General features: G+C 38.5%; 24 protein-coding genes, 2 tRNA genes and 1 pseudogene. 15 read left to right on the plus strand and 12 right to left on the minus strand.

The features are described from left to right. Positions 1-3 precede the first annotated feature (3 nt). Positions 4-1,110, plus strand: coding sequence for a DUF2515 family protein (locus tag F991_RS09215; protein WP_004670739.1), 1,107 nt, complete (start codon positions 4-6; stop codon positions 1,108-1,110). Further along, the gene (locus F991_RS09220) at positions 1,094-1,987 is read left to right on the plus strand and encodes a hypothetical protein (RefSeq protein WP_004670740.1); all 894 of its coding nucleotides are present in this window, start codon (positions 1,094-1,096) and stop codon (positions 1,985-1,987) included. Before F991_RS09215 ends, F991_RS09220 begins: the two co-directional genes overlap by 17 nt. Positions 1,988-2,054: 67 nt before the next feature. Here F991_RS09220 and F991_RS09225 read toward each other — a convergent pair whose 3' ends face one another. Further along, entirely contained in the window at positions 2,055-3,053 is a 999-nt protein-coding gene (locus F991_RS09225) for a glycosyl transferase family protein (RefSeq protein WP_034595620.1), read from the minus strand. Positions 3,054-3,300: 247 nt separating this feature from the next. Between F991_RS09225 and F991_RS09230 the strand changes: the two genes are divergently transcribed. The 5 genes from F991_RS09230 to F991_RS09250 all read left to right on the plus strand — a co-directional run bounded on the left by F991_RS09230 (position 3,301) and on the right by F991_RS09250 (position 9,580). Further along, positions 3,301-4,446 carry an acyl-CoA dehydrogenase family protein gene (locus tag F991_RS09230; RefSeq protein ID WP_004670742.1) on the plus strand — a complete coding sequence of 382 codons (1,146 nt, stop codon included), beginning with the start codon at positions 3,301-3,303 and terminating at the stop codon, positions 4,444-4,446. A gap of 111 nt (positions 4,447-4,557) precedes the next feature. Then, positions 4,558-5,127, plus strand: coding sequence for a GNAT family N-acetyltransferase (locus F991_RS09235; RefSeq protein WP_004670743.1), 570 nt, complete (start codon positions 4,558-4,560; stop codon positions 5,125-5,127). A 215-nt stretch (positions 5,128-5,342) separates the two neighbouring features. Next, positions 5,343-6,452: a prephenate dehydratase gene (gene pheA, locus F991_RS09240; protein ID WP_004670744.1), complete on the plus strand. Its 1,110-nt coding sequence runs from the start codon at positions 5,343-5,345 to the stop codon at positions 6,450-6,452. Positions 6,453-6,542: 90 nt separating this feature from the next. Next, entirely contained in the window at positions 6,543-8,792 is a 2,250-nt protein-coding gene (locus tag F991_RS09245) for a bifunctional prephenate dehydrogenase/3-phosphoshikimate 1-carboxyvinyltransferase (protein ID WP_416201915.1), read from the plus strand. Between the two features lie 317 nt (positions 8,793-9,109). Then, the gene (locus F991_RS09250; RefSeq protein ID WP_004670748.1) at positions 9,110-9,580 is read left to right on the plus strand and encodes an Lrp/AsnC family transcriptional regulator; all 471 of its coding nucleotides are present in this window, start codon (positions 9,110-9,112) and stop codon (positions 9,578-9,580) included. A gap of 44 nt (positions 9,581-9,624) precedes the next feature. On the opposite strand, the gene F991_RS09255 is transcribed toward F991_RS09250, so the two are convergent. The 3 genes from F991_RS09255 to F991_RS09265 all read right to left on the minus strand — a co-directional run bounded on the left by F991_RS09255 (position 9,625) and on the right by F991_RS09265 (position 11,304). Next, positions 9,625-10,374, minus strand: a complete 750-nt coding sequence (locus F991_RS09255; protein WP_004670750.1) for a YebC/PmpR family DNA-binding transcriptional regulator — start codon at positions 10,372-10,374, stop codon at positions 9,625-9,627. Positions 10,375-10,514: 140 nt separating this feature from the next. After that, complete coding sequence (locus tag F991_RS09260; protein WP_171063434.1) at positions 10,515-11,072, minus strand: 1-acyl-sn-glycerol-3-phosphate acyltransferase; 558 nt, start codon at positions 11,070-11,072, stop codon at positions 10,515-10,517. A gap of 155 nt (positions 11,073-11,227) precedes the next feature. Continuing rightward, positions 11,228-11,304: transfer RNA gene (locus F991_RS09265), tRNA-Ile, on the minus strand. A 323-nt stretch (positions 11,305-11,627) separates the two neighbouring features. Between F991_RS09265 and F991_RS09270 the strand changes: the two genes are divergently transcribed. Continuing rightward, positions 11,628-11,948 carry a hypothetical protein gene (locus F991_RS09270; RefSeq protein ID WP_004670753.1) on the plus strand — a complete coding sequence of 107 codons (321 nt, stop codon included), beginning with the start codon at positions 11,628-11,630 and terminating at the stop codon, positions 11,946-11,948. A gap of 154 nt (positions 11,949-12,102) precedes the next feature. On the opposite strand, the gene F991_RS09275 is transcribed toward F991_RS09270, so the two are convergent. Both F991_RS09275 and F991_RS17175 read right to left on the minus strand, forming a co-directional pair. Further along, positions 12,103-12,396 (minus strand): hypothetical protein, encoded by a 294-nt coding sequence (locus F991_RS09275; RefSeq protein ID WP_004670755.1) that lies wholly within the window; start codon positions 12,394-12,396, stop codon positions 12,103-12,105. Between the two features lie 301 nt (positions 12,397-12,697). Then, a pseudogene (locus tag F991_RS17175) lies at positions 12,698-12,802 on the minus strand (DUF4882 family protein); the annotation flags it as partial. A 100-nt stretch (positions 12,803-12,902) separates the two neighbouring features. Here F991_RS17175 and F991_RS09280 point away from each other — a divergent pair. Beyond that, positions 12,903-13,835 carry an IS5-like element ISAba12 family transposase gene (locus F991_RS09280; protein WP_051064200.1) on the plus strand — a complete coding sequence of 311 codons (933 nt, stop codon included), beginning with the start codon at positions 12,903-12,905 and terminating at the stop codon, positions 13,833-13,835. 29 nt (positions 13,836-13,864) lie between these two features. Here the strand turns inward: F991_RS09280 and F991_RS09285 are convergent, their stop codons facing one another. The 3 genes from F991_RS09285 to F991_RS09295 form a co-directional block, all read right to left on the minus strand. After that, positions 13,865-16,396: a fimbria/pilus outer membrane usher protein gene (locus tag F991_RS09285; protein WP_004670757.1), complete on the minus strand. Its 2,532-nt coding sequence runs from the start codon at positions 16,394-16,396 to the stop codon at positions 13,865-13,867. A 62-nt stretch (positions 16,397-16,458) separates the two neighbouring features. Beyond that, complete coding sequence (locus F991_RS09290) at positions 16,459-17,193, minus strand: fimbrial biogenesis chaperone (protein ID WP_004670759.1); 735 nt, start codon at positions 17,191-17,193, stop codon at positions 16,459-16,461. Between the two features lie 86 nt (positions 17,194-17,279). Then, a complete protein-coding gene (locus tag F991_RS09295) occupies positions 17,280-17,813 on the minus strand; it encodes a fimbrial protein (protein WP_004670760.1) in 534 nt (177 codons plus the stop codon). Positions 17,814-18,286: 473 nt separating this feature from the next. On the opposite strand from F991_RS09295, the gene F991_RS09300 reads away from it, so the two are divergent. Together F991_RS09300 and F991_RS09305 are read left to right on the plus strand one after the other, a co-directional pair. Further along, on the plus strand, positions 18,287-18,637 hold the full coding sequence (locus F991_RS09300) for a hypothetical protein (RefSeq protein ID WP_004670762.1): 351 nt from the start codon (positions 18,287-18,289) through the stop codon (positions 18,635-18,637). A gap of 144 nt (positions 18,638-18,781) precedes the next feature. Beyond that, positions 18,782-18,994, plus strand: coding sequence for a hypothetical protein (locus tag F991_RS09305; RefSeq protein WP_034595623.1), 213 nt, complete (start codon positions 18,782-18,784; stop codon positions 18,992-18,994). A gap of 52 nt (positions 18,995-19,046) precedes the next feature. On the opposite strand, the gene bioB is transcribed toward F991_RS09305, so the two are convergent. Then, positions 19,047-20,036, minus strand: a complete 990-nt coding sequence (bioB, locus tag F991_RS09310; protein WP_004670766.1) for a biotin synthase BioB — start codon at positions 20,034-20,036, stop codon at positions 19,047-19,049. Positions 20,037-20,115: 79 nt separating this feature from the next. Continuing rightward, a complete protein-coding gene (queG, locus tag F991_RS09315) occupies positions 20,116-21,240 on the minus strand; it encodes a tRNA epoxyqueuosine(34) reductase QueG (RefSeq protein ID WP_004670768.1) in 1,125 nt (374 codons plus the stop codon). Positions 21,241-21,263: 23 nt separating this feature from the next. Here queG and F991_RS09320 point away from each other — a divergent pair, with 23 nt between their 5' ends. Then, the gene (locus tag F991_RS09320; RefSeq protein ID WP_004670771.1) at positions 21,264-22,751 is read left to right on the plus strand and encodes a bifunctional ADP-dependent NAD(P)H-hydrate dehydratase/NAD(P)H-hydrate epimerase; all 1,488 of its coding nucleotides are present in this window, start codon (positions 21,264-21,266) and stop codon (positions 22,749-22,751) included. Here F991_RS09320 and ruvC read toward each other — a convergent pair. Further along, positions 22,748-23,293, minus strand: a complete 546-nt coding sequence (ruvC, locus tag F991_RS09325; RefSeq protein ID WP_004670772.1) for a crossover junction endodeoxyribonuclease RuvC — start codon at positions 23,291-23,293, stop codon at positions 22,748-22,750. The genes F991_RS09320 and ruvC overlap by 4 nt on opposite strands. A 298-nt stretch (positions 23,294-23,591) precedes the next feature. Between ruvC and F991_RS09330 the strand changes: the two genes are divergently transcribed. From F991_RS09330 to F991_RS09340, 3 genes are all read left to right on the plus strand, one after another. Continuing rightward, a tRNA-Met gene (locus tag F991_RS09330) sits at positions 23,592-23,668 on the plus strand. Positions 23,669-23,853: 185 nt separating this feature from the next. After that, complete coding sequence (locus tag F991_RS09335) at positions 23,854-24,072, plus strand: hypothetical protein (protein WP_004670774.1); 219 nt, start codon at positions 23,854-23,856, stop codon at positions 24,070-24,072. 116 nt (positions 24,073-24,188) lie between these two features. Further along, positions 24,189-24,398 (plus strand): cold-shock protein, encoded by a 210-nt coding sequence (locus F991_RS09340; protein WP_004670776.1) that lies wholly within the window; start codon positions 24,189-24,191, stop codon positions 24,396-24,398. Positions 24,399-24,512: the final 114 nt, after the last annotated feature.

Consider the following 24,512-nt stretch of genomic DNA (forward strand, 5'->3'; position numbering starts at 1 on the left):
AGTGTGACTGGGACTTTAGCGTGGCAGAGTAATACCAACACAAGTGAAAATAGTTGTACCTTGGTGCAGTGTGATTGCATTACTTTTTGGGAGGTTTATCAACAGCAATCGATTATCAGATTATCCAATCTGCAAGATCGAAATACTAATACTTATAGATTAGAACCTGGTTATGAAGCCCGGGCTCGTAGAATAGCTTCTGTTTATGCCAAGATTTATTTGGAGACTGAAGTTTCAGGCAATCGTTTATTGAAAGGGCGTTATTACTGGATGGGATTAGGCGCTTTTGCCTCAAAAACAGTTGCTGCTGTTTTTAAGCACGGATTAACACGGTATGGATATTGGATTCCATCGGACAAAATTCGTAATCCAGTACATGCTTTTGCAAAAGGAAATCTATGGTTATTTATGGATATTGCACCATGGCATTATGCATGGAGTGCTTCACCTGTCTCATTTAACCAATGTAAAACACAACGAGATGTTTCTAACTTTACACATATTAAGAATGAGGTGATGAATTTACCTTGGTCAAGTTGCCTTCCTCAAATCAAGAATTTGTCCGTAACTTCGGAAATCAACAAGGCTTTTGTTTTTTTGCAAGAAATAGAAAGAGTTTTTAAACAGGGCGGGGCTAGGCAAGATAAATTTAAACGGGCGGAAGGACCCTTATTCAAACATTTAATGGCAATCGCAGTACAAGAGCAATATAACATTTTACAAGAGATCGTTTGGAAAGATAGTCAAGTTCAAACAATGGCTGGGATACAACGTATTACTAAAACCCCAGATAGTACTTTAGTATTATCAAGTGATTATAGTGTTAGAGCAGTTAAACCTGACAGGTCAGGAAAATATAGAGGGGAAAATGCAGAGCAGTTAGCCAGTTTACCTGAGGAACCTTATAGTACTCCTTTAGAAGGAACCAAAGTAGAAGACTATGACAGTCGAATGAAATGGATTAATAAAGCGGCGGAGAAATATCATGATTTAATGCGACATGAATTGGGTAGAGCCTTTTTAGAACAAGAATTACTAATAATATCTGGTTGGGGAGGGAGTTCGGCTGACTTTAATGTAGGGAGAGACAGTAATGATGGAAAAATATAAGCAACTGATTTGTGTGTTTCTATTTGGATGGGTATTAAGTGCCTGTCAGCCTCACTCTAAAGCTCAAGAGAATCAATATATGAATAATCAAAAAACTGTTAATTTGCATTTAGGTCCGCAAGGCGTACAAGATTTCATGACATATACTGATGGAAAGGTTGATCAACAACCTGCAGGTATGAATTTCATGGATTTGGATTGGAATCCGCCAAATTTGGGTAAAGTCAGAATTGAGCATGGTGTCAACAGCCTAGAATTAGAGCATGTATTTTCAGTTATGGGAGCCCAATTGGCAAATGATCCGAATATAAAAGGAATTAAAAGTATTGTAGTCAATGCTGGCCTAACCCAAGAAGAATTTGTAGAGCCAGAACAAGCATATGCTGCTTATGTAGAGTTAATGCAGAGAATTAATAAGGCAGGTTGGAAACAATATTTTTATCGTTTTAGTGGGAGGATTGCTAAAGAAGATAATATAAAATACATTTTGGATAGAAAAGAGGTAGTTGACCCAAACTATATTTTGAGTTTTAAGGAATGGCAATACATTTTTAATGAAATCCCAACAGAATCATTTGGCTATCGACTTTATGTTAATGGTGTTTTATTAACTTTTACTTTAGATCGAACCTCAATTAATGAAAAAAAACAAGAACAGTATATGCTTAGATATAGTTTTCAGACAATTCGATATGATGAGCGTAATAGTATAACAGGTTCTTATAAGATGGATGCGAATGAGATAGAGGAAGCATTTAAAAAGATGCTTGAAAGAAATAAACAAGCTCGATTATATGAAGAGAAAAAGTTGAAAACAGAAGGTTATAGAATAGATGAAAGCTATAAAGACCCAGATGTTTGGCCTTATGTGAAGTAGTCATCTTGTCGTTGATTTGATTTAATCAATAAAGAAGCGATTTCACTGAGAAATCGCTTCACTCATTCTAATTTAAACGACTATCCCAAAGCTGTTTTGCTTTTGCCATCGCCTCATCATAGTTACTGACCACACCCATGGTATAAAGTGCAATTCCCATGGTTTCTATGATAGCCATTTCCCCATATTCATGGGTTTGTTCGCCCAGCCAAACAGCTTTAAATACCGCAAGATCAAGCTCTTCTTCGATTGGACTGCGATCGGGCGTAAGTTTCGGCAATTCATGTTCATACAGTTCGCCATTTTTTATTCCACAAATCAGGGTTTTAGCATCAGGATTGCGCTCAAATTCCCCACCTTCACCTTTGATCACCGCGCTATTTTGATAACCTAAACGAAAAGCTGTGTGTTGATGAGAAGTACGATAAGCAGGGTGGAAAATGGCTTGTAAAGTTGCTTTGGCATTAAACGGATTAATCAAACGTGCAAGCGTATGAATTGGAGAGCGCAAACCCATCACATTTCTCAGAGAAATCAGTTCGCTTAAAATAGGTGAAATCGTTTCGAGTGGTAGATAAGCAAAATTATGATGATTTAATTGTTCGCGAACATCGTGCTCATTTTGGCAAATTGAATAGCCTAAGTACTGTAAAACTTGCTCAGTATAAACACGGTTGATCGTATGGCCCGATGCACCATGCATTACGATTTTATAACCATGATGAGACAAAGTTAGAGCCGCTAATAAAAACCACGGATAATGTTTACGTTTACCTGCATAGGATGACCAATCCAAATCCGCTTCAAGGGGCTGAAAATTGAGTTGATCGCGGGTTGCTTGTACAAAACCAGCAAGTTCATCGACAGATTCTTCTTTGACGCGTAATAGCATCAAAAATGCACCGAGTTGAACATCCAGAACCTCACCTTTCAAGATCATGCTAAAAGCTTGATAGGCTTCTTCATAGCTGAGTGAGCGAGACCCTGTTTTTCCTTTACCCAAGATACGAACATACTGTGCGAAAGGATGTTCTGAAGTTTTATAGATATTTCGTTTTGTATTCATGGTCAGATTGAAGTCATCGCTAGGAGTAAAATTAATATGACATAAAAGTGGAGTGTTTAGCGTAAAAAATAAGTTGAGCTGTTTAATCATTAAGCAATTGTGCTTCAATTTACATGATTGCAAATAAAATAATTGACCGAATGAGTCTTGTGATTTGATGTAAAAGGAACATGACAGTACGCTTAAAAATCATTAGCATGGCTGCGGAGTAATTTTTTAAGAAAAATGAAATCGAAAGGAAATAATGATGTTAGCTTACGATGCAGATTTGGAACTCTTCCGCGATAACTTTAAACGTTTTATGAGTGAGCATATTGCACCTCATTATGAACAATGGGAACGTGAAGGACTTATGCCACGTTCGGTTTGGACATTGTTGGGTGAAAATGGCTTTCTCTGTGTAGATGTACCAGAAGAATATGGTGGTTATGGTGTTCCAACACATTATTCACTCATGTTGGTTGAAGAGTCTGCTCGTGCGGGATATTGTGCATTATCGACAGGTATTTCATGTCATTCTGAAATCGCCGCACCTTATATTCAACATATTGGCACTGAAGAACAAAAGCAGTATTGGCTACCAAAAATGGTATCTGGAGAAGTGGTTGGTGCAATTGGTATGACTGAACCGGGTGCTGGTTCAGACTTACAAGCAATGCGTACCAGCGCGATTTTGCAAGATGATCATTATCTATTAAATGGTTCTAAAACATTTATTTCCAATGGTCAGCATGCCGATGTAGTTGTGCTTGCAGTAAAAACAGATCCTCAAGCGCGTGCTAAAGGTGTCTCTTTAATGCTCGTCGATACACATTTGGAGGGTTTTAAGAAAGGCACAAACCTAGACAAAATCGGCTTACATTCGCAAGATACTTCTGAATTGTTCTTTGACAATGTCAAAGTGCCTAAAGATCAATTATTAGGTAATGCAGGTTCAGGCTTTGCGTACTTGATGCAAGAGTTGCCGCGTGAGCGTACAGCGATTGCTTCTACAGCATTGGGTGCGATTCGTGGTGCGATAGATCTAGCAACTGCTTATGTGAAAGAGCGTCAAGCGTTCGGTCAGGCTATTGCTCAGTTCCAAAACACGCGTTTTGTATTGGCTCAAGCCAAAATTGATGAGTTAGCGACAGCAGCTTTTTACAATCAGAATGTGGCTTTATATAACGAAGGTAAGTTGGATGTCGAAACTGCGGCTGCACTCAAGAGTTTTAGTACAGACATGCAAATGAAAGTTGCTGATAACCTACTTCAACTATTTGGTGGTTATGGTTATATGAGCGAATATCCAATTTCACGTTTCTTCACAGATGCTCGTATCCAGCGTATCTATGGTGGTACCAATGAGATCATGAAAGAAATCGTGGCGCGTGGGTTAATTGGTAAAGCTTAATTTAAGAATGGATAACGTTTGAATAGCGATTTAAACGTGTAAATTGAGTTGAATCAGTTAATCTGATTCAACTTTTTTATATTTAAAAATATCATTTTATGGGGGATAAACTTGTTTCAAAATCAGGAGTTTATTTCGGCACTCGCAAATGAAGAGTTTTATTTACATGTATTGTGTGAAGAAGATGCTAACGATGTATATGAGGCGATCATAGATTCTCTAGCTCATTTGCAGAAGTATCCCGCAACAATTCCTTGGGTATTAAATAAACAAAGTTTAGAAAATACGAAATTATATTGTCAGACCGTGCAAGATAACCTATCAAAAAATAAGGATGTCGTGTTTGTTATTCGACATAAGAAAACAGAACGGTTAATTGGTCTGGTTGGGTTGCATAATATCTGTTGGGAGATACCTAGACTAGAAATTGGTTTTTGGGGAAACATTGTATTCAATAAACAAGGTTTGATGAAGCAGGCGATACAACGCTTACTTGAGGCCTTACAGGTGCATTATAATTTTAAACGTATAGAGGCTCTTGTTGATCAAGAAAATCAAGATGCGAGAAAGTTATATGAGCGCCTTGGTTTCCAATTGGAAAGGATCATGCGAAATGCGCTTAGAAACCCAGTTGATCGGTCTCTGCGCCATTTATGTATCTATACGATCCTAACGGAATAATTCTTATTTTTCTTAGATATAAAGCACAGGATTGTTTTGTTGTTTTTGGTGGGTTTTGATTGTATTGACTTCTATTTTGAATATTGACCCCATAGTAAAAGAGTTAAAACTCAGCGTGTTTAATGTGTGAAAGTCTTGTTATACTAGCTGAATTGAACAATTCATTGATGAATTGTAATCCATTCTTATAGATGATTTTGCTGAGGCTGCATTCAATGGTAAACGATGGACAAAACACATCGACTTCACTCAATTTAGAACAAATTCGTAACGATATTGATAGTGTTGATCAACAAATCCAAGAGTTACTCAATCGTCGCGCTACGCTGGCAGAAACTGTCGCTAAAGCGAAGTTTGCAGCCGAAGATAATCCTTTGTTTTATCGTCCAGAACGTGAAGCTCAGGTCTTACGTAAAGTAATGGAACGCAATCAAGGCCCTTTATCTGATGCAACCATGGCACGGTTGTTTCGTGAAATCATGTCTGCTTGCTTAGCGCTCGAAGCACCGCAAAGTATTGCATTCTTAGGGCCAGAAGGTACCTTTACTCAATCAGCCGTACTTAAACACTTTGGCCAAGATGCAATTGTGCGTCCATTACCAACAATTGATGAAGTGTTCCGTGAAGTTGAAGCGGGTAGCGCACATTATGGTGTCGTTCCTGTTGAGAACTCATCGGAAGGGATCGTGAACCATACCCTTGATTGCTTTAAGGCATCGACTTTAAATGTGATCGGTGAAGTTGAATTACGTATTCATCATCAATTTCTTGTTTCTGAAAATACCCGAAAAGACAGTATTAAACAGATTTATGCGCATCAGCAAACATTGGCGCAATGCCGTAAATGGTTAGATGCACATTATCCTGGTGTAGAGCGTGTAGCCTTAAACTCAAATGCAGAAGCGGCACGTCGTATCCGCAATGAATGGCACTCGGCTGCCATTGCGTCTGATATCGCAGCAAGCATGTACAATCTTGAGATTTTGCACAGCAATATTGAAGATAATCCTGAAAATACAACGCGTTTCCTAGTGATCGGGCGTGAGAAAATTCCTCAAAGTGGCAATGATAAGACCTCGTTGTTGATTTCAGCACACGACCGTGCAGGTGCTCTATTAGAAATACTTGCACCATTTGCGAAGCATCAGATTAGCTTGACCAGTATCGAAACTCGACCAGCACTGCCTGAAAAATGGGCTTATGTGTTCTTTATTGATTTAGAAGGTCATATTGATCAGGAAAATGTGGCTGCGGCATTGGATGAAATTCGTCCGATGGTGAAAGAGTTACGTGTACTCGGTTCTTATCCAATCGCTGTTTTATAATTCTGTTTGATCGTGTGGGTAGATGGTTTATACATCTATCCATATCAAAATCGTCTTATTGGGCAAACATCTTTTATGTCTCAACCACCTATTTCTAAAGTATTGTTTAAAAAAGTCGCTTTTATTGGGCTTGGGCTGATCGGTTCTAGTCTTGCGCGTGTGATTGTGGCAGAACAACTTGCAGCTCAAATTGTGGCTTCAACACGCTCAGAAAAAACATTAGCAGACGCACTCGCATTGGGTTTGATCCAACAGGGTTATGAAAATCCTGAGGAAGCAGTTCAGGGGGCAGATTTAATTGTGCTCGCACTTCCTGTGCGGGCAACACAGAAAGTCCTTGAGCAGATCAAACCTTTTCTTGCGGAAAATGTCATTATTACGGATGTCGGCAGTACAAAAGGTAATGTGGTTGATGCTGCAAAAGCAGTTTTTGGTGAAAATCTACCAGCTGGATTTGTACCGGGGCATCCGATTGCAGGCGCAGAACATACGGGTGTACATGCGGGCAAAGTTGATTTATTCGCAAATCATAAAGTGATTTTGACGCCACTTCCAAGTAGTGCGGATTGGGCAGTTGAGAAACTGATTCAGCTCTGGTCAGCGGCGAAAGCAGAAGTGATTTGTATGGATGTGACCAAGCATGATGAAGTGTTGGCACATACCAGTCATTTACCGCATTTGATGGCATTCAATTTGGTGGAACAACTGGCGAATCGTGAAGATAATTTAGATATTTTCCGTTATGCTGCGGGCGGTTTTAGAGACTTCTCACGGATTGCAGCCAGTGATCCGCAGATGTGGCATGACATTTTCTTTGCCAATAAAACTGCAATTTTGAATGCTGTTGATGGTTTTGAACAGCAATTGTCAGTTTTGAAAAAATTGATCGAACAGGAAGATTCTCAAGTGTTAATGGGTTTACTTGGCCATGCCCAAGCCGCTCGTCAACACTTCAACCATATGTTAGCCAACAAACCTTTGATGGAGAAAAATAAGGTGACACAGCAATTTAGCATTTTACCGGGAAAGAAAACATTCTCAGGTAAATTCACTGTACCGGGTGACAAATCTGTGTCACATCGCTCTATTATGTTTGGTGCAATTGCCGAGGGTACAACGCACGTTACAGGCTTCTTGGAAGGTGAGGATGCCTTAGCAACCCTACAAGCGTTCCGTGATATGGGTGTAAGCATTGAAGGTCCTAAGAATGGTGAAGTCACTATTCACGGGGTGGGTATGCACGGTTTAAAAGCACCGGCAAGCGCATTGTATATGGGTAATTCGGGTACCAGTATGCGTTTATTGTCGGGTATGCTTTCAGCGCAAAAATTTGATTCGGTGATGACGGGTGATGCATCGTTGTCTAAACGTCCGATGGAGCGTATTGCCAAGCCACTTCGTGAAATGGGTGCGCAAATCCAAACCACAGGTGAGAAAGGTACACCGCCAGTCAGTATTACGGGTAGCCAAGCGTTAAAAGGCATTCAGTACAACTTACCGATGGCTTCTGCTCAGGTGAAATCAGGGATTTTATTGGCAGGTTTGTGGGCAGAAGGTGAAACTTCTGTGACTGAACCTGAACCTACACGTGATCATACCGAACGTATGCTACGTGCCTTTGGCTATGATGTGAAAACAGAGGGCAATAAAATTTCCCTTGTTGGTGGCGGTAAATTGGTTGGTACGGATATTCAAGTACCATCTGATATTTCCTCGGCTGCGTTCTTTATGGTCGGCGCTGCAATTACTGAAAATGCAGATGTTGTCCTAGAAGCCGTGGGGATCAATCCAACACGTACGGGTGTAATTGAAATCCTTAAGCAAATGGGTGCAGATATCAGCGTTGAAAATGAACGTATCGCTGGTGGTGAGCCGATTGCGGATATTCATATCAAAGGATCGAGAACATTAAAAGGTATTCACATGCCTGAAGATCAAGTGCCTTTAGCAATTGATGAATTCCCAGCGTTATTTATTGCTGCTGCTTGTGCAGAAGGTCAAACAGTCTTGACGGGGGCTGCTGAGTTGCGTGTTAAAGAGTCCGACCGTATCCAAGTGATGGCAGATGGCTTGAAAATCATGGGGATTGATTGCACCCCAACTGAAGATGGCATCATCATCGAAGGTAAAGGTAAGTCAGGTGATTGGTCAGCAATCTTTACAGGTGGTGAAATAGAATCACATCATGATCATCGTATTGCAATGAGCTTTAGTATTGCCGGTTTACGTACTTCAGGCGAGATTACCATTCTGGGTACAGAAACGGTTGCAACAAGTTTCCCAACCTTTACTGAACTTGCAAATACAGCGGGTTTGGATTTACAAGTTGTGAATCCATAATACATTTTGCTTAACGCTAACAGTGATCACATTTGAACTAAAACCGAGTTAAACAATTAGCTCGGTTTTTCTTTTTTATCGTTTAGCTTAAAAATAAATATTTAACGATAAGATCTTGATTGAAAAAAATCTTGATAAAAATAACTGAAAAGTGAGAAATTATTAGATAATAGTAGTGTTTTCCAATAAGAAAAATTATTAAATATAGAAATGATTGGAAATTTTTACCAAATATTCTTTTCAAAGAATAAAAAGACAGTAATAATGCTAGTAGCGCTGTATTTTCCTATATTTCGAGATATAAAAAGGATGGTGAAATGGAACTTGATCGTTTTGATAAACAAATTCTTGAAGTTTTGACACATGAAGATGTAAATCTGAATGAATTGTCAGAACGCATTAATCTATCGGTAAGTTCTGTTCATCGCCGTATAAAAAACTTGATTGAATCAAAAGTAATGGGGCAGCTTAAACGAGAAATTAACTTCAATAAATTAGGCTTTAGCTTGCATATTCTTTTGCAGGTCTCACTGAGTAAACATGACAGCGAAACTTTTGATAAGTTCTTAGCCGAAATTGAAGACATCCCAGAAGTGACGAATGCTTTTTTGGTCACAGGACAGAGTGCTGATTTTATTTTAGAACTTGTTGCACGTAATATGGATGACTACAGTGAAATCTTGTTACGGCGTATCGGCAAGATTGATAGTGTTGTTGCTTTACATTCAAGTTTTGTGATCAAAGAATACAACGTATTTAACTGTTATAAACTTTTAAATAAGCTATAAAAAAATGCATCTAAAAAGATGCATTTTTTCTGATCCTCTAATGATTAAGCATCTAGCTGAGCTAATACTTCATCAGAGAATTCAACATTGGTATAAACGTTTTGAACGTCGTCTAAATCTTCAAACATATCAATCATTTTCATGATGAGCTTAGCTTGCTCAATGTCTGTGATTTCTGCTTTGGTTGATGGGCTCATCACAACTTCCGCATTATCCGACTTTAAGCCAGCAGCACTTAACGCATCTTGCACATCACCAAAACTTTCTGGTGTTGTGATGACTAAGATTTCATCTTCTGAAACCTCGATGTCTTCGGCGCCTGCTTCTAATGCTGCATCCATAATTTGGTCTTCTAAAGAAACATCTTCAAAAGTAATTTCGCCGCGTTTAGTAAACATGTAAGCAACGGAACCAGAAGTACCCAAGTTGCCGTTTGTTTTAGAGAAGCAGTGACGGACATCTGGCACGGTACGGTTTAAGTTATCGGTCATCGTTTCTACGATTACAGCAACGCCACCTACACCATAACCTTCATAGGTCACTTCTTTTAAATCATCATTATCGTCACCACCAGCACCGCGTTGAATCGCACGGTTGATGGTGTCGCGTGTCATATTCACTGAAAGTGCTTTCTCAACTACAGCACGCAGACGGGGATTACTTGCCGCATCTGGACCGCCTAATCTCGCAGCAGTTACGATTTCACGGATGTATTTGGTAAAAACCTTGCCGCGACTTGCATCTTGTTTGGCTTTACGATGCTTAATATTGGCCCATTTTGAATGACCCGCCATGGAAGTAACTCCAAAAAATTAAAACTCAAAAAGTGACTGAATATTAGCATAGCCATGGTTTCGTTGAAAACTATCGGGCCCTATATTCAAATCTAAAATCTTGCTCAACCTTCAAAGATTGATCAAATAAGGGCGATTACTTAGTTAATTTTTACGTCTATTCCATATTCAGCATAAAGTGCTTTAATTTGTTCTAAGTCTTGTTGTAGATCGGCTGGATAAATTTTACCTAGGATTCCACCTTGCTTTGTACGTGGGTTGGCGTACATCAAAATAATCGGTATATTGGCTGCTTTGGCGATATGCCAAAAACCTGTACGAATAGGTTTACGTTCTTGACTGCTTTTAGCACGTGTGGCTTCAGGTGCGATCACAAGGTTGAAGCTGTCGTTCTGGTTGAAAAGATCAACCATTTGCGTCACGATATCTTTGCTGGCTTTACGATCGACAGCAATTCCACCGAGGCGTTTCAAGACTGGTTTTAAAGGACCTTTGAATAGTTCTTTTTTGATTAAAGTATGAATTTTAAGTTCTAAAATCTCAAACAACGCAAGAGATAGGATGGTATCTAGATTGGAGGAGTGTTCAAATCCAATGATGACCTGCTTCTTTTCTAAAATTGTTGGATCAACATTGTATTGCCAGCCTGTTGCTTTAAAGATGGATTTTCCTAAAATTTTTCTCATGGTTATCATCATTACAATTTCGTGTCAGCAGTGTAATATGAGTTTTGAGGAAAATATATATCCGAATATTTAGGATTTGTTGATGTAATTGGCTAATGAAATCCAATAACAGTATAGAGATAAAGTAGAAAAACCCTCTAGACGTATAGTTTAGAGGATTTAATATTTGGTGGGCCCACCGTGACTCGAACACGGGACCAACGGATTATGAGTCCGCTGCTCTAACCAACTGAGCTATAGGCCCTATAAGATTAAATCATATTTGGTATGATTTATTGCTGCCTGATCTTAGTCAAATTTAACTTAAATTACAAGCAGATGATTTTATCAAATCACTAAAAATAGTATGTAAAATCAAAACTGAGCTGATTCTATCTGATGTTCATGTGTTGAGTAAAGACAATATTGTGCAGTTTTGATCATTTTCAAGCCATCCAAACTTCATTTTATCTTGGGATATGGATACGATCAGGTCAGCATTGGTTCAATGCTTATCCATCTTTGATTTGCGGTTGAATGGTTTTGTGATTTAATAAATATATGAACAACAAATAAAATGAGAAGAATATGAAAATAGCGTATCTAGGTGGATTTAAGGACGGAGAGGTACTAGTAGTTCCAGTAGAGTTGAGTGACCCTGTACAGCTCAATTGGGTAATTCAGCATGATGATGTGAGGAAAGCAGAGCAGGACTTAGTTGATCATTCAAATAGGGATTTCACTTTGACCATGAAGAAGAACCTGATCAATTACCATTTAATGTTGCTAAAGAAAGATAAAGAAACTCGGTTGTTTTATGTGGAAGAGGACTTATCAAAAGTAAAAATTTCAGAACGGATGAATGAACACTGGGAAAAATCTCATTTGGTCGGTTTTGATTTTGATTAGTCAATTTTATTGCTAATAAAATCTTTATTTTGAATAATCAAGATATTATTACAAACTAAAGTATGAGTGATTTGATTGATGTGCTATTAAATTAAGCTAAAATGCTATTTTTAATAGCACATATCAATTTTAAATAATGATTTAAACCTCTGCTTTAATAATAACTTGCGATAATAATGGCACTCCTTTGATCGGGTAGTGGTTCAACTTTTATTTCAGTTATACTATTTTTCTGTGATTGATTATTTAAATCTTCTAAAGATGTTGATTGGTTGCTTATTTTCTTGAATAAATCGTTAATTCGCTCACAATCAGGGTTGTGGTGATGGGTTGTACAAGTATCCTCAACAATATTTCCATTGATTTGAATGGTTCCCGTTGCAAAACTGATCGTTGAAATTGATATTAATGAGAGTGCTAATAATAGTTTATATGATTCTTTATACATAATTATTTCCTTTTATCTATGTATATATTATTAATTAACATGGAAATTATTATGAAGGCAATATCGAAATAAAATATTGACTAAATTAATTTTTTAAATGTGATATGGTTTTGGTTTTATCTTTTTATTGATAGTTTTGTCTACTTTTTGGTTGTGATAACTGCATCACTAATTTTATTTATATTGTGAGTTTTTTTGATTTATAAGGGATTTTAATTGGTAGTTATAAAAATGATGAAATATAACGCTTAATATTAATGTAAAAAACCCAATCTTAAGATTGGGTTTAAATTTTTATAGTCTAAATAGCATTACCGCAGATGTCAGTCGTACCTTGCGGATAATTAAACTGCAAAGCATTGCGGTCAGTGATCAGCTCGGATGAAAACTCTAGCCCAGTGAGTTTGTCTGAAAAAGTGCCTGTTTCATCTGAATTGACAGCATTGAAGATGGGCTTTGTTGCACAAACCTATCTGTAAAGGGTTTTTCAGCGATATAATTTTCAAATGAAGAAGCCTGCACACAAAATCTACCGCACAACCAATTGGCCCGCATATAACCGAGCACTCATGAGTCGCGGAAATATTGCCATTTGGTTTGATCCTGCTACGCAATGGTATGCTCCGTCCATCGGTAAACAAGGGCGAAATCAAACCTACTCCGACGCAGCCATCCAATGCTGCTTAATGATTAAATCCTTATTCCGTCTGTCTTTACGTATGGTCACTGGCTTTGTGCAAAGTCTGATTAAACTTTGCGGATTAAATTGGATAGCTCCAGATTACACCACGCTTTGTAGAAGACAAAAGCATATTGATATTGTAATCAGCTACCAAAAAAGTAGCGATGGGCTGCATCTACTCATGGACTCTACAGGCATGAAGTTTCTAGGTGAGGGCGAATGGAAACGCAAGAAACATGGACCTGAATATCGTCGCCAATGGCGTAAACTTCATATTGGTATAGATGCTAAAACCCTACAAATACGAGCAGTTCAGCTTACAACCAATAATGTCAGTGATTCACAGGTGCTTGGTGATTTACTTAATCAGATTCCACAAGATGAGCAGATTAACTCTGTTTATACCGATGGAGCTTATGACACCAAGCAATGCCGTCAGGTCATTGCAGATCGGCAAGCGCATGCGGTGATTCCACCTAGAAAAAATGCGAAACCATGGAAAGATACAAAGAGTAGCTCGCTAGAGCGAAATGAATTACTTCGAACAATTAAACGTTTAGGCAGGACACTATGGAAAAAATGGTCAGGCTATCATCGGCGAAGTTTGGTTGAAACTAAGATGCATTGCATCAAATTATTAGGAGATAAACTCAGTGCAAGGAGTTTTGATAGCCAAGTCAATGAGATCCATGCACGTGTGGCAGTCCTTAACAGATTTACGGAATTAGGTCGACCACTTACCCAAGTTACGCCTTAAATTTGGCTCAATTAGGGGCGCTTTGCATTTCAAATCTTTGTGCAACAAAGCCCGTCATAACTAAAATTGCACTGTTCATTGGCATCATCGCCCCATTTTACGTACAAATCACCTTTTGGTTCTTGCGTACGTAAATACACCATACTACCTTGAGCAACGATACCAATTGCTTCGTCTTTATCGTTAAAGACTTGAGCAGCAAAAGGTAAGCTTTCACCAGTTGAAGTTTTAGTATTGATGTAAATGGCATAACCTTTCTTGGTTGAGAAATCAACTTTTGCAATTGCACCTGCAAAAGGAGCAATACGTTGGCTCGTTTCTTCCAATTCAACATTGGTTGACATTTCTTGTGGGTCAAGGGTGATGTCATTCAAACGGTACGGTGTTACATAAGGAATAACAGCATAACCTGATTTATTAATACTCAAACCAGTCGTATTATTTACTTTTGCTCCAGCAGCATCAGGTGCATAAACCAGTACCATGGTTTGACCTTGTTCTGGACCAAATAGGATCCCTTCAGAGTGCGCAACAATATTACCGCTAACACTGACCATTGCTTGTTGATATGTATCCGCAATGCTATAAGAACCGCCCACTGTAGCAAAGTTAGTACGATAACGAGCATTGGTGTTAAAGCTTGGGTTCTGTCTATCTTGGTGTGAAACAGATGATCCATAACTGAAACGATCACCAACCATACCACTAAAACCTACGGTACGACTGTCTTCAGAAACGTTGGCATTGACATTGACTGAGTTCTTTCTGAAATTGATTGGGAAAGAAAGTGTCATTAAATATTCTGTATCACGTGTTTGGTTACGCGAAGCATATTCGATTTCACGGTTAGTCGCTGAAAGACCATAGGTTAAGCCGTGATAGTTATTACTATAACCGATCTGATATTGGCGACTCGTTTCATTTCGATTCCAATAGTCATTCCAAGAACCAACCATATAGACGTTACCCCAACCATCAGGTAAACCTTGGTTCAATGTAATTTGGAACTCGCTACGTTGTTTACCAACTGCAAAAGTATTGACACCTTTATTTTCAAGGTCTCTAATTAACAATGCATCGCGTAATTTATAATAGTTTTCAGTAGAATAACGATACGCCGCCAACGTTAAATTGGTGTTGGTCGGAGAAATAAGTTTACTGTAACTTAAACGGAAACTCTGACCAGATTGCGAACCTTGTTTATCAAAATCTGCATTTGAATGTGTTGCATCAAGTGATACTGCACCAATCGGAGTAGCAAAGGCTGCACCCAATAAAATAGCGCTATAGTCTTCAGCCAACTGGAAACCAGTATAACCTGTCAAATAGTTATTAATACCACGTTGGTACTTACCTTGAGTTGTCCAAGGTGTTAAATCAATATCGCGATCACGGAATTCACCGGCTGTTAATGAGTAGCGGCTGAGCCCAGGACGTAGCATTTGTACAACGGAAGCATATGGAACAGCGAACTTTTGGACTTCGCCATTTGACTCAATAATAGAGACCTCAAGTTCACCACCAAAACCAGTAGGGTAGAGATCATTAATTTCAAAGCTACCAGGTGCTACGGTGGTTTGATAGATCAACTGACCTTGTTGGCGCACTTCAATTTTTGCATTAGTTTTTGCATTACCACGAATACGCGGTGCGTAACCAAGCATACTATTTGGAAGCATGCGATCATCGCTTGAAAAATCTACACCACGATAACCAAATGAATCAAATAATTCACCGTTGGTAAAACTATCACCAAGTGTCAATACACCACGATACTGTGGGAAAGCACGCTGTAAATAAGTGCTAGTTGCTTCGTAATTAGATTTTTTCTTAGTTTTTGAATCGAGTTCACTTTGGTTGCCATCTTGCCATTGCCACTGACCGTTGTGGCGAAGTTGCCAACCGGCAATATTCGCACCAGTGGTGATGGCCATAAAGGCATTTGTGGTTTCTTTATTTTCATTTGAACGGTTAAAAGTTTTATATGCACTACCACTATAAGATAAGAACCCAGCATTGATACCACGATCCCAAATACTCGGATCAACATAGCCTTGTGCATTTTTCTGTAACGCAATTTGTGGAATCGATATGTCTACACGTAAGCGGGAAGTATCAAAATCATAATAAGCATTTTCAATCCATTCTTCGATCTTGTAGCAAGCATTTGGAGCAGCAGACTCAGTACGATTAACCAGCACTTCTTGTTTTACACCATATTCAAGTAATGAACTTGAAGTGAAGCAGGTAAATGCATTTTGGTTTTGTTCAGTTGAACGAAAAACCATTCTCTTTTTACCAAACCAATTTCCATTAATATAAACGTCAAGACTATATTCACCTGGTAAAACTGGATTGCCATATTTGAAGCGTGAGACGTCTACTTTTTGTGCATCACCTATAAGGAAAACAGAATCAAACTCTGCTTCCATCGGTGCTGGTTTTGCTGTCTCTTCTACCGCATATACAGCCACAGGCATCGTAATAGTGATTACCCCTGATGCGAGGTAATAACAAACTCGACGCTTTAAAAGTTTAGCTGTTGCATTTTTCTTTGACATAATACGTTCGCCTATTCAACGATAGGTACAAAATCATCTATAGAGTGGGAGTAATTTACTTGTTATTGAAGTTTGATCTGATGTTCAATACGACCACCGTAATCATTGATATTAATAAAACTAAGTTTTTCAACACTTGCTATTTTCAATTGAACTTTGTCTTCAGAAAATGGAGATAGCATTAAACCCTTAGGAAGTAGGTCAACAGTTTTTCCTGCATTTTTCTGATATATCGATGTCATTGTGACATGGAACGGTGTTGGATTTTTAACAATCAAAGTCTGTCCACTTCTAGACCACTGTAGTTTTTCTCCTGCTAGATTTGCATCTTCTTTAATATTTGCAGGACGATAGAAAAACTTAATACGTGAACGAATCGCTAGTTGTAGGAAGTTATCTGGAACCTCTTCTTTAGCACCAGCTTTAGGTCTAGGTGGAATATCAAGCACGTTTAACCAAAAAACGGTTTCTTTTGTCTGATCGATTTGAGCTGCATTTGGCAGAGCTGAAATACGAAGCGATTGACTCTTGGTTGGATCAACACGAGAAATCGGCGGAGTAATCATAAAAGGAACTTTTGATTGGTCTGGTGTGCTTTTAGCATCACCTTCATCAATCCAAGCTTGAACAAGAGATGGTTTAGAACCATTGTTACTTACTTGCAAGGTGACTTCACGAGCATCAGATGGATAGATCACTCGAGTACCGTGTAAGATAATTTCTGCATGTGTGTTATTTGCGACAAGAATAGAAGACATCGCTAAGCCAAGCAAAAAATTGTAACCGTTCAGTGCCATTTATATTTACCTTACTGTTGCATGTTTTTTTATTGAAAACTGCGAGTTTTTAAGTACATAAAAACCCGCAGTGATTTATCAAAAGATTATTGATAAATGATTGTGTACTGAACTGAAGTATTTACTTGACCAGCAGTAGAAGCACCAGTTGCATAGTATTCAGCATAGTAGTTAAGGTCAGCAGTACCACCTTCTACAACGTCAACCCACTGAGAGTTAGATTGAGCACCAGAAGCGCCAGCAGCAAGAACTGGAATTGCTTGGTTGTTGTCGCCCAATAATTGAACATCAACGTTTTTAGCACCAGCAGCGTTTTGGTTAAGTAAACGACCTGTAGTAAAATCAACAGTTGCACCTGGTTCGAAGTAAGTAGCAACTTTACCTTCTGAACAGTTACCTAAGTTGATTTGGAATGGTGTACGACCAGCAACATCACCTGCGTTTGCAAGAGTTTGTTTAGATACAGTTGGAAGAGTTACAGTAAAATCTTTACCTGCTGGAGTCACGATGTCGCAGGTTTTGTCAGTAACTAAACCATTGATTGTAATAGTACCATCAGCAGCTTGTGCATTAGCAATACCTACAACTGAAAGTGTAGCGATCAAAGCAAGTTTTTTCATAATAATATCTCGAATACATCAGCTAAAAAATTGAATTAGATTACTTTTTCAGGTTATTTTTGCGCCGAACAAGTAATGATCGAAATATACCAGTTATTAAAAAAATGCAAACTCTGTCACAAAAATAAATTTATTAATCATATATTATACAATTATTGAGTAAGTCTCTGTTTATTTGAATTTTTTTATTAGAAAAATTAATCTTATTTGTTAGTTTTATGAAAAATCATGAAAAAAATGATGATTTTTTTTAAGTAAAAATTGAGCAAGTGTTTATTTTTTGTTCAAAATTAAGCTTTTTTTATATGAATTTTTTATGACAAACATTATGTGTTAAGACGTTTTTTTTGAATTTTGAGTCAAAAAAGTTCGGCATTAACAAAAATGCTTAATTGGTTTTAAGAATTTCTTAAGATTGAGAGCTTAGTTTTTAAGCATGGTCTGATGGTAAAAACACCAATAAGGAGATTTCGATGAACATGCTTTATACCCATAAACCAAACTACTATTTTTTTGCTCATAAATTTGTCCTGTTTTTAGAGGACTATCTAAAAAGTCACGCTACAGAACAACAGCGCACCAGTTTCAATTTGCAAACGATTTATGATTTGTTTGGTCATGATCGAGCTTCAAGTACAACAAATCTAGAAGGTATTTTAAATATTGCAGATGAATATGTACTGGACACCGATGAAGGGCAGCAAGCATTGATTCGTGCTTACCATGTGCATTTAGATAATCATGTGCTGACTTTGGAGTTTAATCCCAAAGCGGTTGCATGCTTACAAGGCGGGCAAACCATCGTCAGCCCACAAGCGGCTTAAGCTAAGCAAACAAGACAAAAGACTGAATTCCTCGTTGATACACTGAGTTAATGATCTTTTAGCTCAGTGTTTTTTTATCGAGCTGATTTCAAATCATCGATTGGTTATGATATCTATATCAAATCAAGTGATCAGAATATTGTGATGAATAAAGACTTTAACTCAGAAACGTATACCGTAGATGAAAGTATTAGCGATACTATTTTATGGTTGATGCATCATCAAGAGATCTTTGATTCATTTCATTTTGACGTGCATACGCAAGAGTTGTCTGTGACACATGCAGCAGGGGTGGATATCATCCGGATCGGCATGTTTTTGAATGCCAAATACGGCATATTGGTTACATCAATCTAACATGAGTAATTTCTTTAGAAAAAAGCCTTGTCGACTGACAAGGCTTTTGAATTTATGCGCTCATGGCATCGACTGTGAGTTCAGCAATACTTGGTTTCGGTTTTTCAGCAGTGAGACCGAGTTTAGCAAACAAGAGTTGGTCTTTACCTTCACCTGCATTTGGTGTGGTTAAGAGCTTTTCACCAGAAAATAACGAATTAGCCCCAGCCATAAATGCCAGTGCTTGATCAGAATCACTCAAAGACTCACGGCCAGCGGATAAACGAATATAACTATGCGGCATGATGATACGTGCAACAGCGATCGTGCGAATCCATTCGGTTACTTCAAGTTTTTCAACATCAGCAAGTGGTGTACCTTCGATAGGTACTAGCATGTTAATTGGCACAGACTCAGGATGAACAGGCATAGTCGCAAGTTCATGCAATAAACCAATACGATCATTACGGCTTTCGCCTAAGCCAACAATACCACCACTACATACTTTCATACCCGCTTGGCGGACATGATCTAAGGTATCAAGACGATCATCAAAAGTACGGGTACTAATAATATGTGAATAATATTCGCGGGATGTATCAAGGTTATGGTTGTAATAATCCAAACCAGCATCTTTTAGGCGTTCTGCTTGAGATTGATTGAGCATTCCTAAGGTCATACAAGTTTCTAAACCAAGTGCTTTCACTTCACGTACCATTTCCAGTACATACGGCATATCACGTTCATGCGGATTACGCCAAGCTGCACCCATACAGAAGCGAGAAGAACCCGATTCTTTTGCTGATAGTGCTTCACGAATGACTTTATCTACTGCGATACGTTTTTCAGCTTCCAATTTAGAATCGTAGCGAGCAGATTGTGAGCAATACTTACAGTCTTCAGGGCATTTACCTGTTTTAATAGAAAGAAGCGTACTTACCTGAATCGTATTGGCTTGGAAATGTTGACGATGAACACCTTGCGCTTCAAATACTAAGTCTAAAAATGGTTGATCATATAGGGCTTGGATTTCATCACGAGTCCAGTCATTACGTACAGTCATTGTTATATCCATGATGATAGATTACGTTTGTTGAGATTAATCATACAGAAATCATGCCAAAGCCAAAGGGCAAAAAACATCATTTTTCTATTTGACGCACATTTGCTTGGTGCAATTGCTGTTGAATTGCCCAATCAATATGTACATTTACAATCTCATCGTGCCATGTTTTTGCTTCTTGCAATTTGGCTATGATTTCAGCTGAGTATGGCGCATTTCCTAAACCGATTGCAATATTACGCTTAAAGGATTGATAGCCCGTACGACGGATTGGGCTGCCTTCGGTATTGGCTAAAAATGTTGTTTCATCCCATTGCCATATTTCGAGTAGACTAATGTCGTCTAAACTATGTCTTGGATCGAAGTCAGGGATAGATGCTGTTTGAGCAAAACCATTCCATGGGCAAATAAGCTGACAGTCATCACAGCCAAAAATACGGTTGCCAATGCCTTGCCGCAAGTCTTCGGGGATAATACCTTTATATTCAATGGTCAAATACGCAATACATTTTCTAGCATCTAGCATATAAGGCTCAACAATTGCTTGCGTTGGGCAGATGTCAATACAGGCAGTACATGAGCCACAATGTGCTGTTGCAGGTTCATCAAAGGGCAATTCTAAAGATGTAAAGAGTTCACCTAAAACAAAAAAAGAACCTGATTTTTTGTGGATAAGTAAAGTATGTTTTCCTGTCCACCCCATACCTGCACTTTCGGCTAAAGATTTTTCAAAAATTGGGGCTGAGTCTGCAAAAGGACGTGATTCAAAATCTCCCACTTTTTCTTTAATGCGAGTGGCTAAGGTTTTAAGTCGCCCACGCATAACCTTGTGATAGTCACGTCCACGGGCATAGCGTGCAATAATGGCCGAATTTGGTTCAAGTGGTACATAACGAGGCTTAGGCGATGCCACAAGATAGTTCATTCGCACACAAATAATGCTTTTTGTGCCTGGGACGAGTAAGGTTGGGTCTGCACGTTTTTCTAAGTTTTCTTCTAAATAGTGCATGTCAGCATGATAGCCACGCTTTAAATATTCTTCGAAACGCGGCATTTGATCTTGAGCATCAGGTTTGGCAATGACACAATCAGAAAAGCCCAAGTCTAAAGCCTGTGCTTTGATCCATGCTTTAAGCTCTTGAGGATCAAACTGTTGTAGTTCAATCTTTTGAGAAAGTTTTTGAGATGATGCAGTGGAAGCCATAAACCAATAACAGGGGAATAAACATGCGACGTCCAGTTTACCATAGTCAAAGTATTCAAGCATGGGAGCAGCGTTGGTTTGCTCAGCAAAATTCTTCACTGGGACTGATGCAACAAGCCGCTTGGGCAATAACACAGCACTTGCTTCAACAATTTCAAGAACAAGACATTAAAAAAATTGCTGTGTGGTGTGGTCAAGGTAACAACGCGGGTGATGGTTATTATATCGCTGCATTTTTAAAACAAGCGGGTTTTGAGGTAACGGTATTTGCCACTGAGTTAGGTCACTCTGCTGATCTAAAGCAAGCTTATGTATATGCTCAAGAGTATCAAATTGATATTCAATTATTAAATCTCCCTAAATCCCTCTTTGAGAAAGAGGGACTTTTATTTGATTGCCATATTGATGCTTTATTTGGCATTGGCTTAAACCGAGAACTTGATCAAAATTGGCAAAATATTATTCAACTCTTTAATGAGCAAACAGGTTTAAAAATTTCAATTGATATTCCAAGTGGTTTGCATGCCAATACAGGGCAAGTCTTACCTTGCGCGATTCAAGCTGACCAGACTTTTACGATTCTCGGTTATAAAGCTGGATTGTTTACAGGTCAAGGCAAGGAATTTGTAGGGAAGCTTCATTTAGTCAGCCTAATTCCAACTGACGAAGAATTAAAGCCAGTGGCTTATTTATCCCCAGAAAAAATCACTTTACCTAAACGCAAAGCCTTTGGTCATAAAGGCAGTTATGGGCATGTCTTGGTAGTGGGTGGTCATGCGGATATGGGGGGAGCAGTCATCATGTCTGCTGAAGCTGCTTTTTATGCAGGTGCAGGAAAAGTCAGTGTGGTGTGTGATGCTAAACACCATCAAGCAATCTTATCGCGTTCACCGAATATTATGGTTCGAGATATAAATGCCTTAAATCCAGAAACCATTCAACAACTACTAAAGCAAGTTGATGCAGTCTGTTTTGGTATGGGGGTGGGGCGAGATGATTGGGCTGAAAATATTTATAAACAATGGTTGGATTCGCTCAATCAAAATACGCAATTAGAAGTTGTGCTTGACGCTGATGGGCTTTGGTTTCTAGCCAAGCATCCACAACAGTTAAATAAACATATTTATGCAACTCCGCATTCAGGCGAAGCGGCGACATTGTTGGGCTGTACTGCCGCTGAAATTGAACAAGATCGAATCGCAGCGATTCATCAATTACAGCAAAAATATGCAGGGCAATGGGTACTAAAAGGTGCAGGGAGTCTGACCTTGGAGTTAGGTGATGACTTATTTATCTGTACCCAAGGTAATGCAGGCATGGGCACAGGAGGAATGGGTGATGTCTTGGCGGGTATGATCGCCAGTTTAAAAGCGCAGTTTCATGAGCAAATTAAATTGCACGAAATTGTTAGCCTCCACGCCCAAGCAGGTGATCTTTTAGCGAGCAATGGTATGAGAGGGTTACAAGCACATGAAATGGGGAGAATGATTTATAAAGTTGTGAATGATTAACGACGTCTACTACTTGAACGACTTCGTCCACGTGCCATACCACCTAACGCATTCAACACTGCTAGTTTAGTCATACTTCCTGATGCATGTGCATGACAAATCGCAGCGGCAAGCGCATCGGCAGCATCGGCTTGAGGCTGAATGCTTAAATTGAGTAGGCGCATGACCATCATTTGTACTTGCTCTTTTTCCGCAGCACCATAGCCAACAACAGACTGCTTGATTTGACGTGCAGTATATTCGGCGACTTTTAAATCTAAATTGACCAGTGCCGCTATTGCTGCGCCACGTGCTTGACCGAGCTTTAATGCAGAGTCAGGGTTTTGAGCCATAAACACTTGTTCTACGGCTGCTTCTGTTGGCCCATGAAATTTAACAATACGTTCAACACCTGCAAAAATACGTTTTAAACGTTCAGGCATTTCTTGTGTTTCAGTACGAATGGTTCCTGCATCGACAAAACGTAATTTGTTACCATCTTTTTCGATAATTCCATAACCTGTTAAACGTGAACCAGGATCAATACCAATAATGAGTGACATGCAGAACTATAAAAGAATAAAGGATGATTGATATTGTTACATAATGGGCTTTTAGCTGCATGATAATTTTGTAGTATTTTGAATTATAAGGATATAGTTGTTTTATTGAACAAAGCATCTGTTTTTTAAGTAAAGGCACTGAATTTTGTATTTATTGGAAATCTGCTTGCTCAGACGATCAAAATCTAGTTTTAGCTTGTATTTGTATTAAATGTGAGCGTTAATTTAAAAATTAAGTGATTTTTATAAATAAAGTTTGCATTGTCAGGTGTAGGGGCGTATAAAGCTAATTCGCTGATGCGGGGTGGAGCAGTCTGGTAGCTCGTCGGGCTCATAACCCGAAGGTCGTTGGTTCAAATCCGACCCCCGCTTCCAAATTAATATTGCTCTGTGATGTGTAAAAGTTGTTGTTTATTATTGATTAAGCAGTAGCTGAGTTAGCTTAAATAACCTTAAATAAAGCTAAAAATTATTAAATTCTAGTTATGTAGTCTTTTCCCTCATCTAGCATTGTAGTAAATTAGATCGATCACTTGAGCTCAGTAATGAGTATTTAAGTTTTGAATATTATTAGTGAATGGCATGTAGCCACTGCCACGAATGGCAATGAAATTAGTGTGCAAATTATCCCACTTAAACGCCAGCAAAGTACGATGGATGGTTTTAAATGGGTAGAAGTAGGTAAAAAGATACTTTTGCAGTCTGGTCAAGAAATTGAATTCAACCAAGATGGAAAAAGTTTCTATACTTCGGTCAATCAGCTATATCGTTTGACTTAAAATTTGGTATGCTTGTAGTATCTATTTAAGTAAAATAGATAGAGTTAAAATTAGAAGCGGTTTTGTTTCTAATTTGGCTTTTTTTTTAAACAAAAGATTTTAAAGGTTTAGGTTTTATGTCTGAAACTGTTAACGGAACTGTAAAGTGGTTCAACGAAACTAAAGGTTTTGGTTTTATTCAAGCTGACTCTGGGCAAGACGTTTTTGCTCATTTTAGCGAAATCCAAAGCAGCGGTTTTAAAGTTTTACACGAAGGTCAACGCGTTAAGTTTGAGCTTGGTCAAGGTAAAAAAGGACCACAAGCTACAAACATTACCGTTATCTAACAGAAATCATTCGGTAAAAAAGAAGCTCACACAAGTGGGCTTTTTTATTTGTTAAGAATAAATTTGGAATGTTGGGTGTTAGATACGTATTGCATCGAAAAACTAAAGTGGTGT

The sequence above is a fragment of the Acinetobacter sp. CIP-A165 genome, from assembly GCF_000367985.1.
Classification (GTDB): Bacteria; Pseudomonadota; Gammaproteobacteria; order Pseudomonadales; family Moraxellaceae; genus Acinetobacter.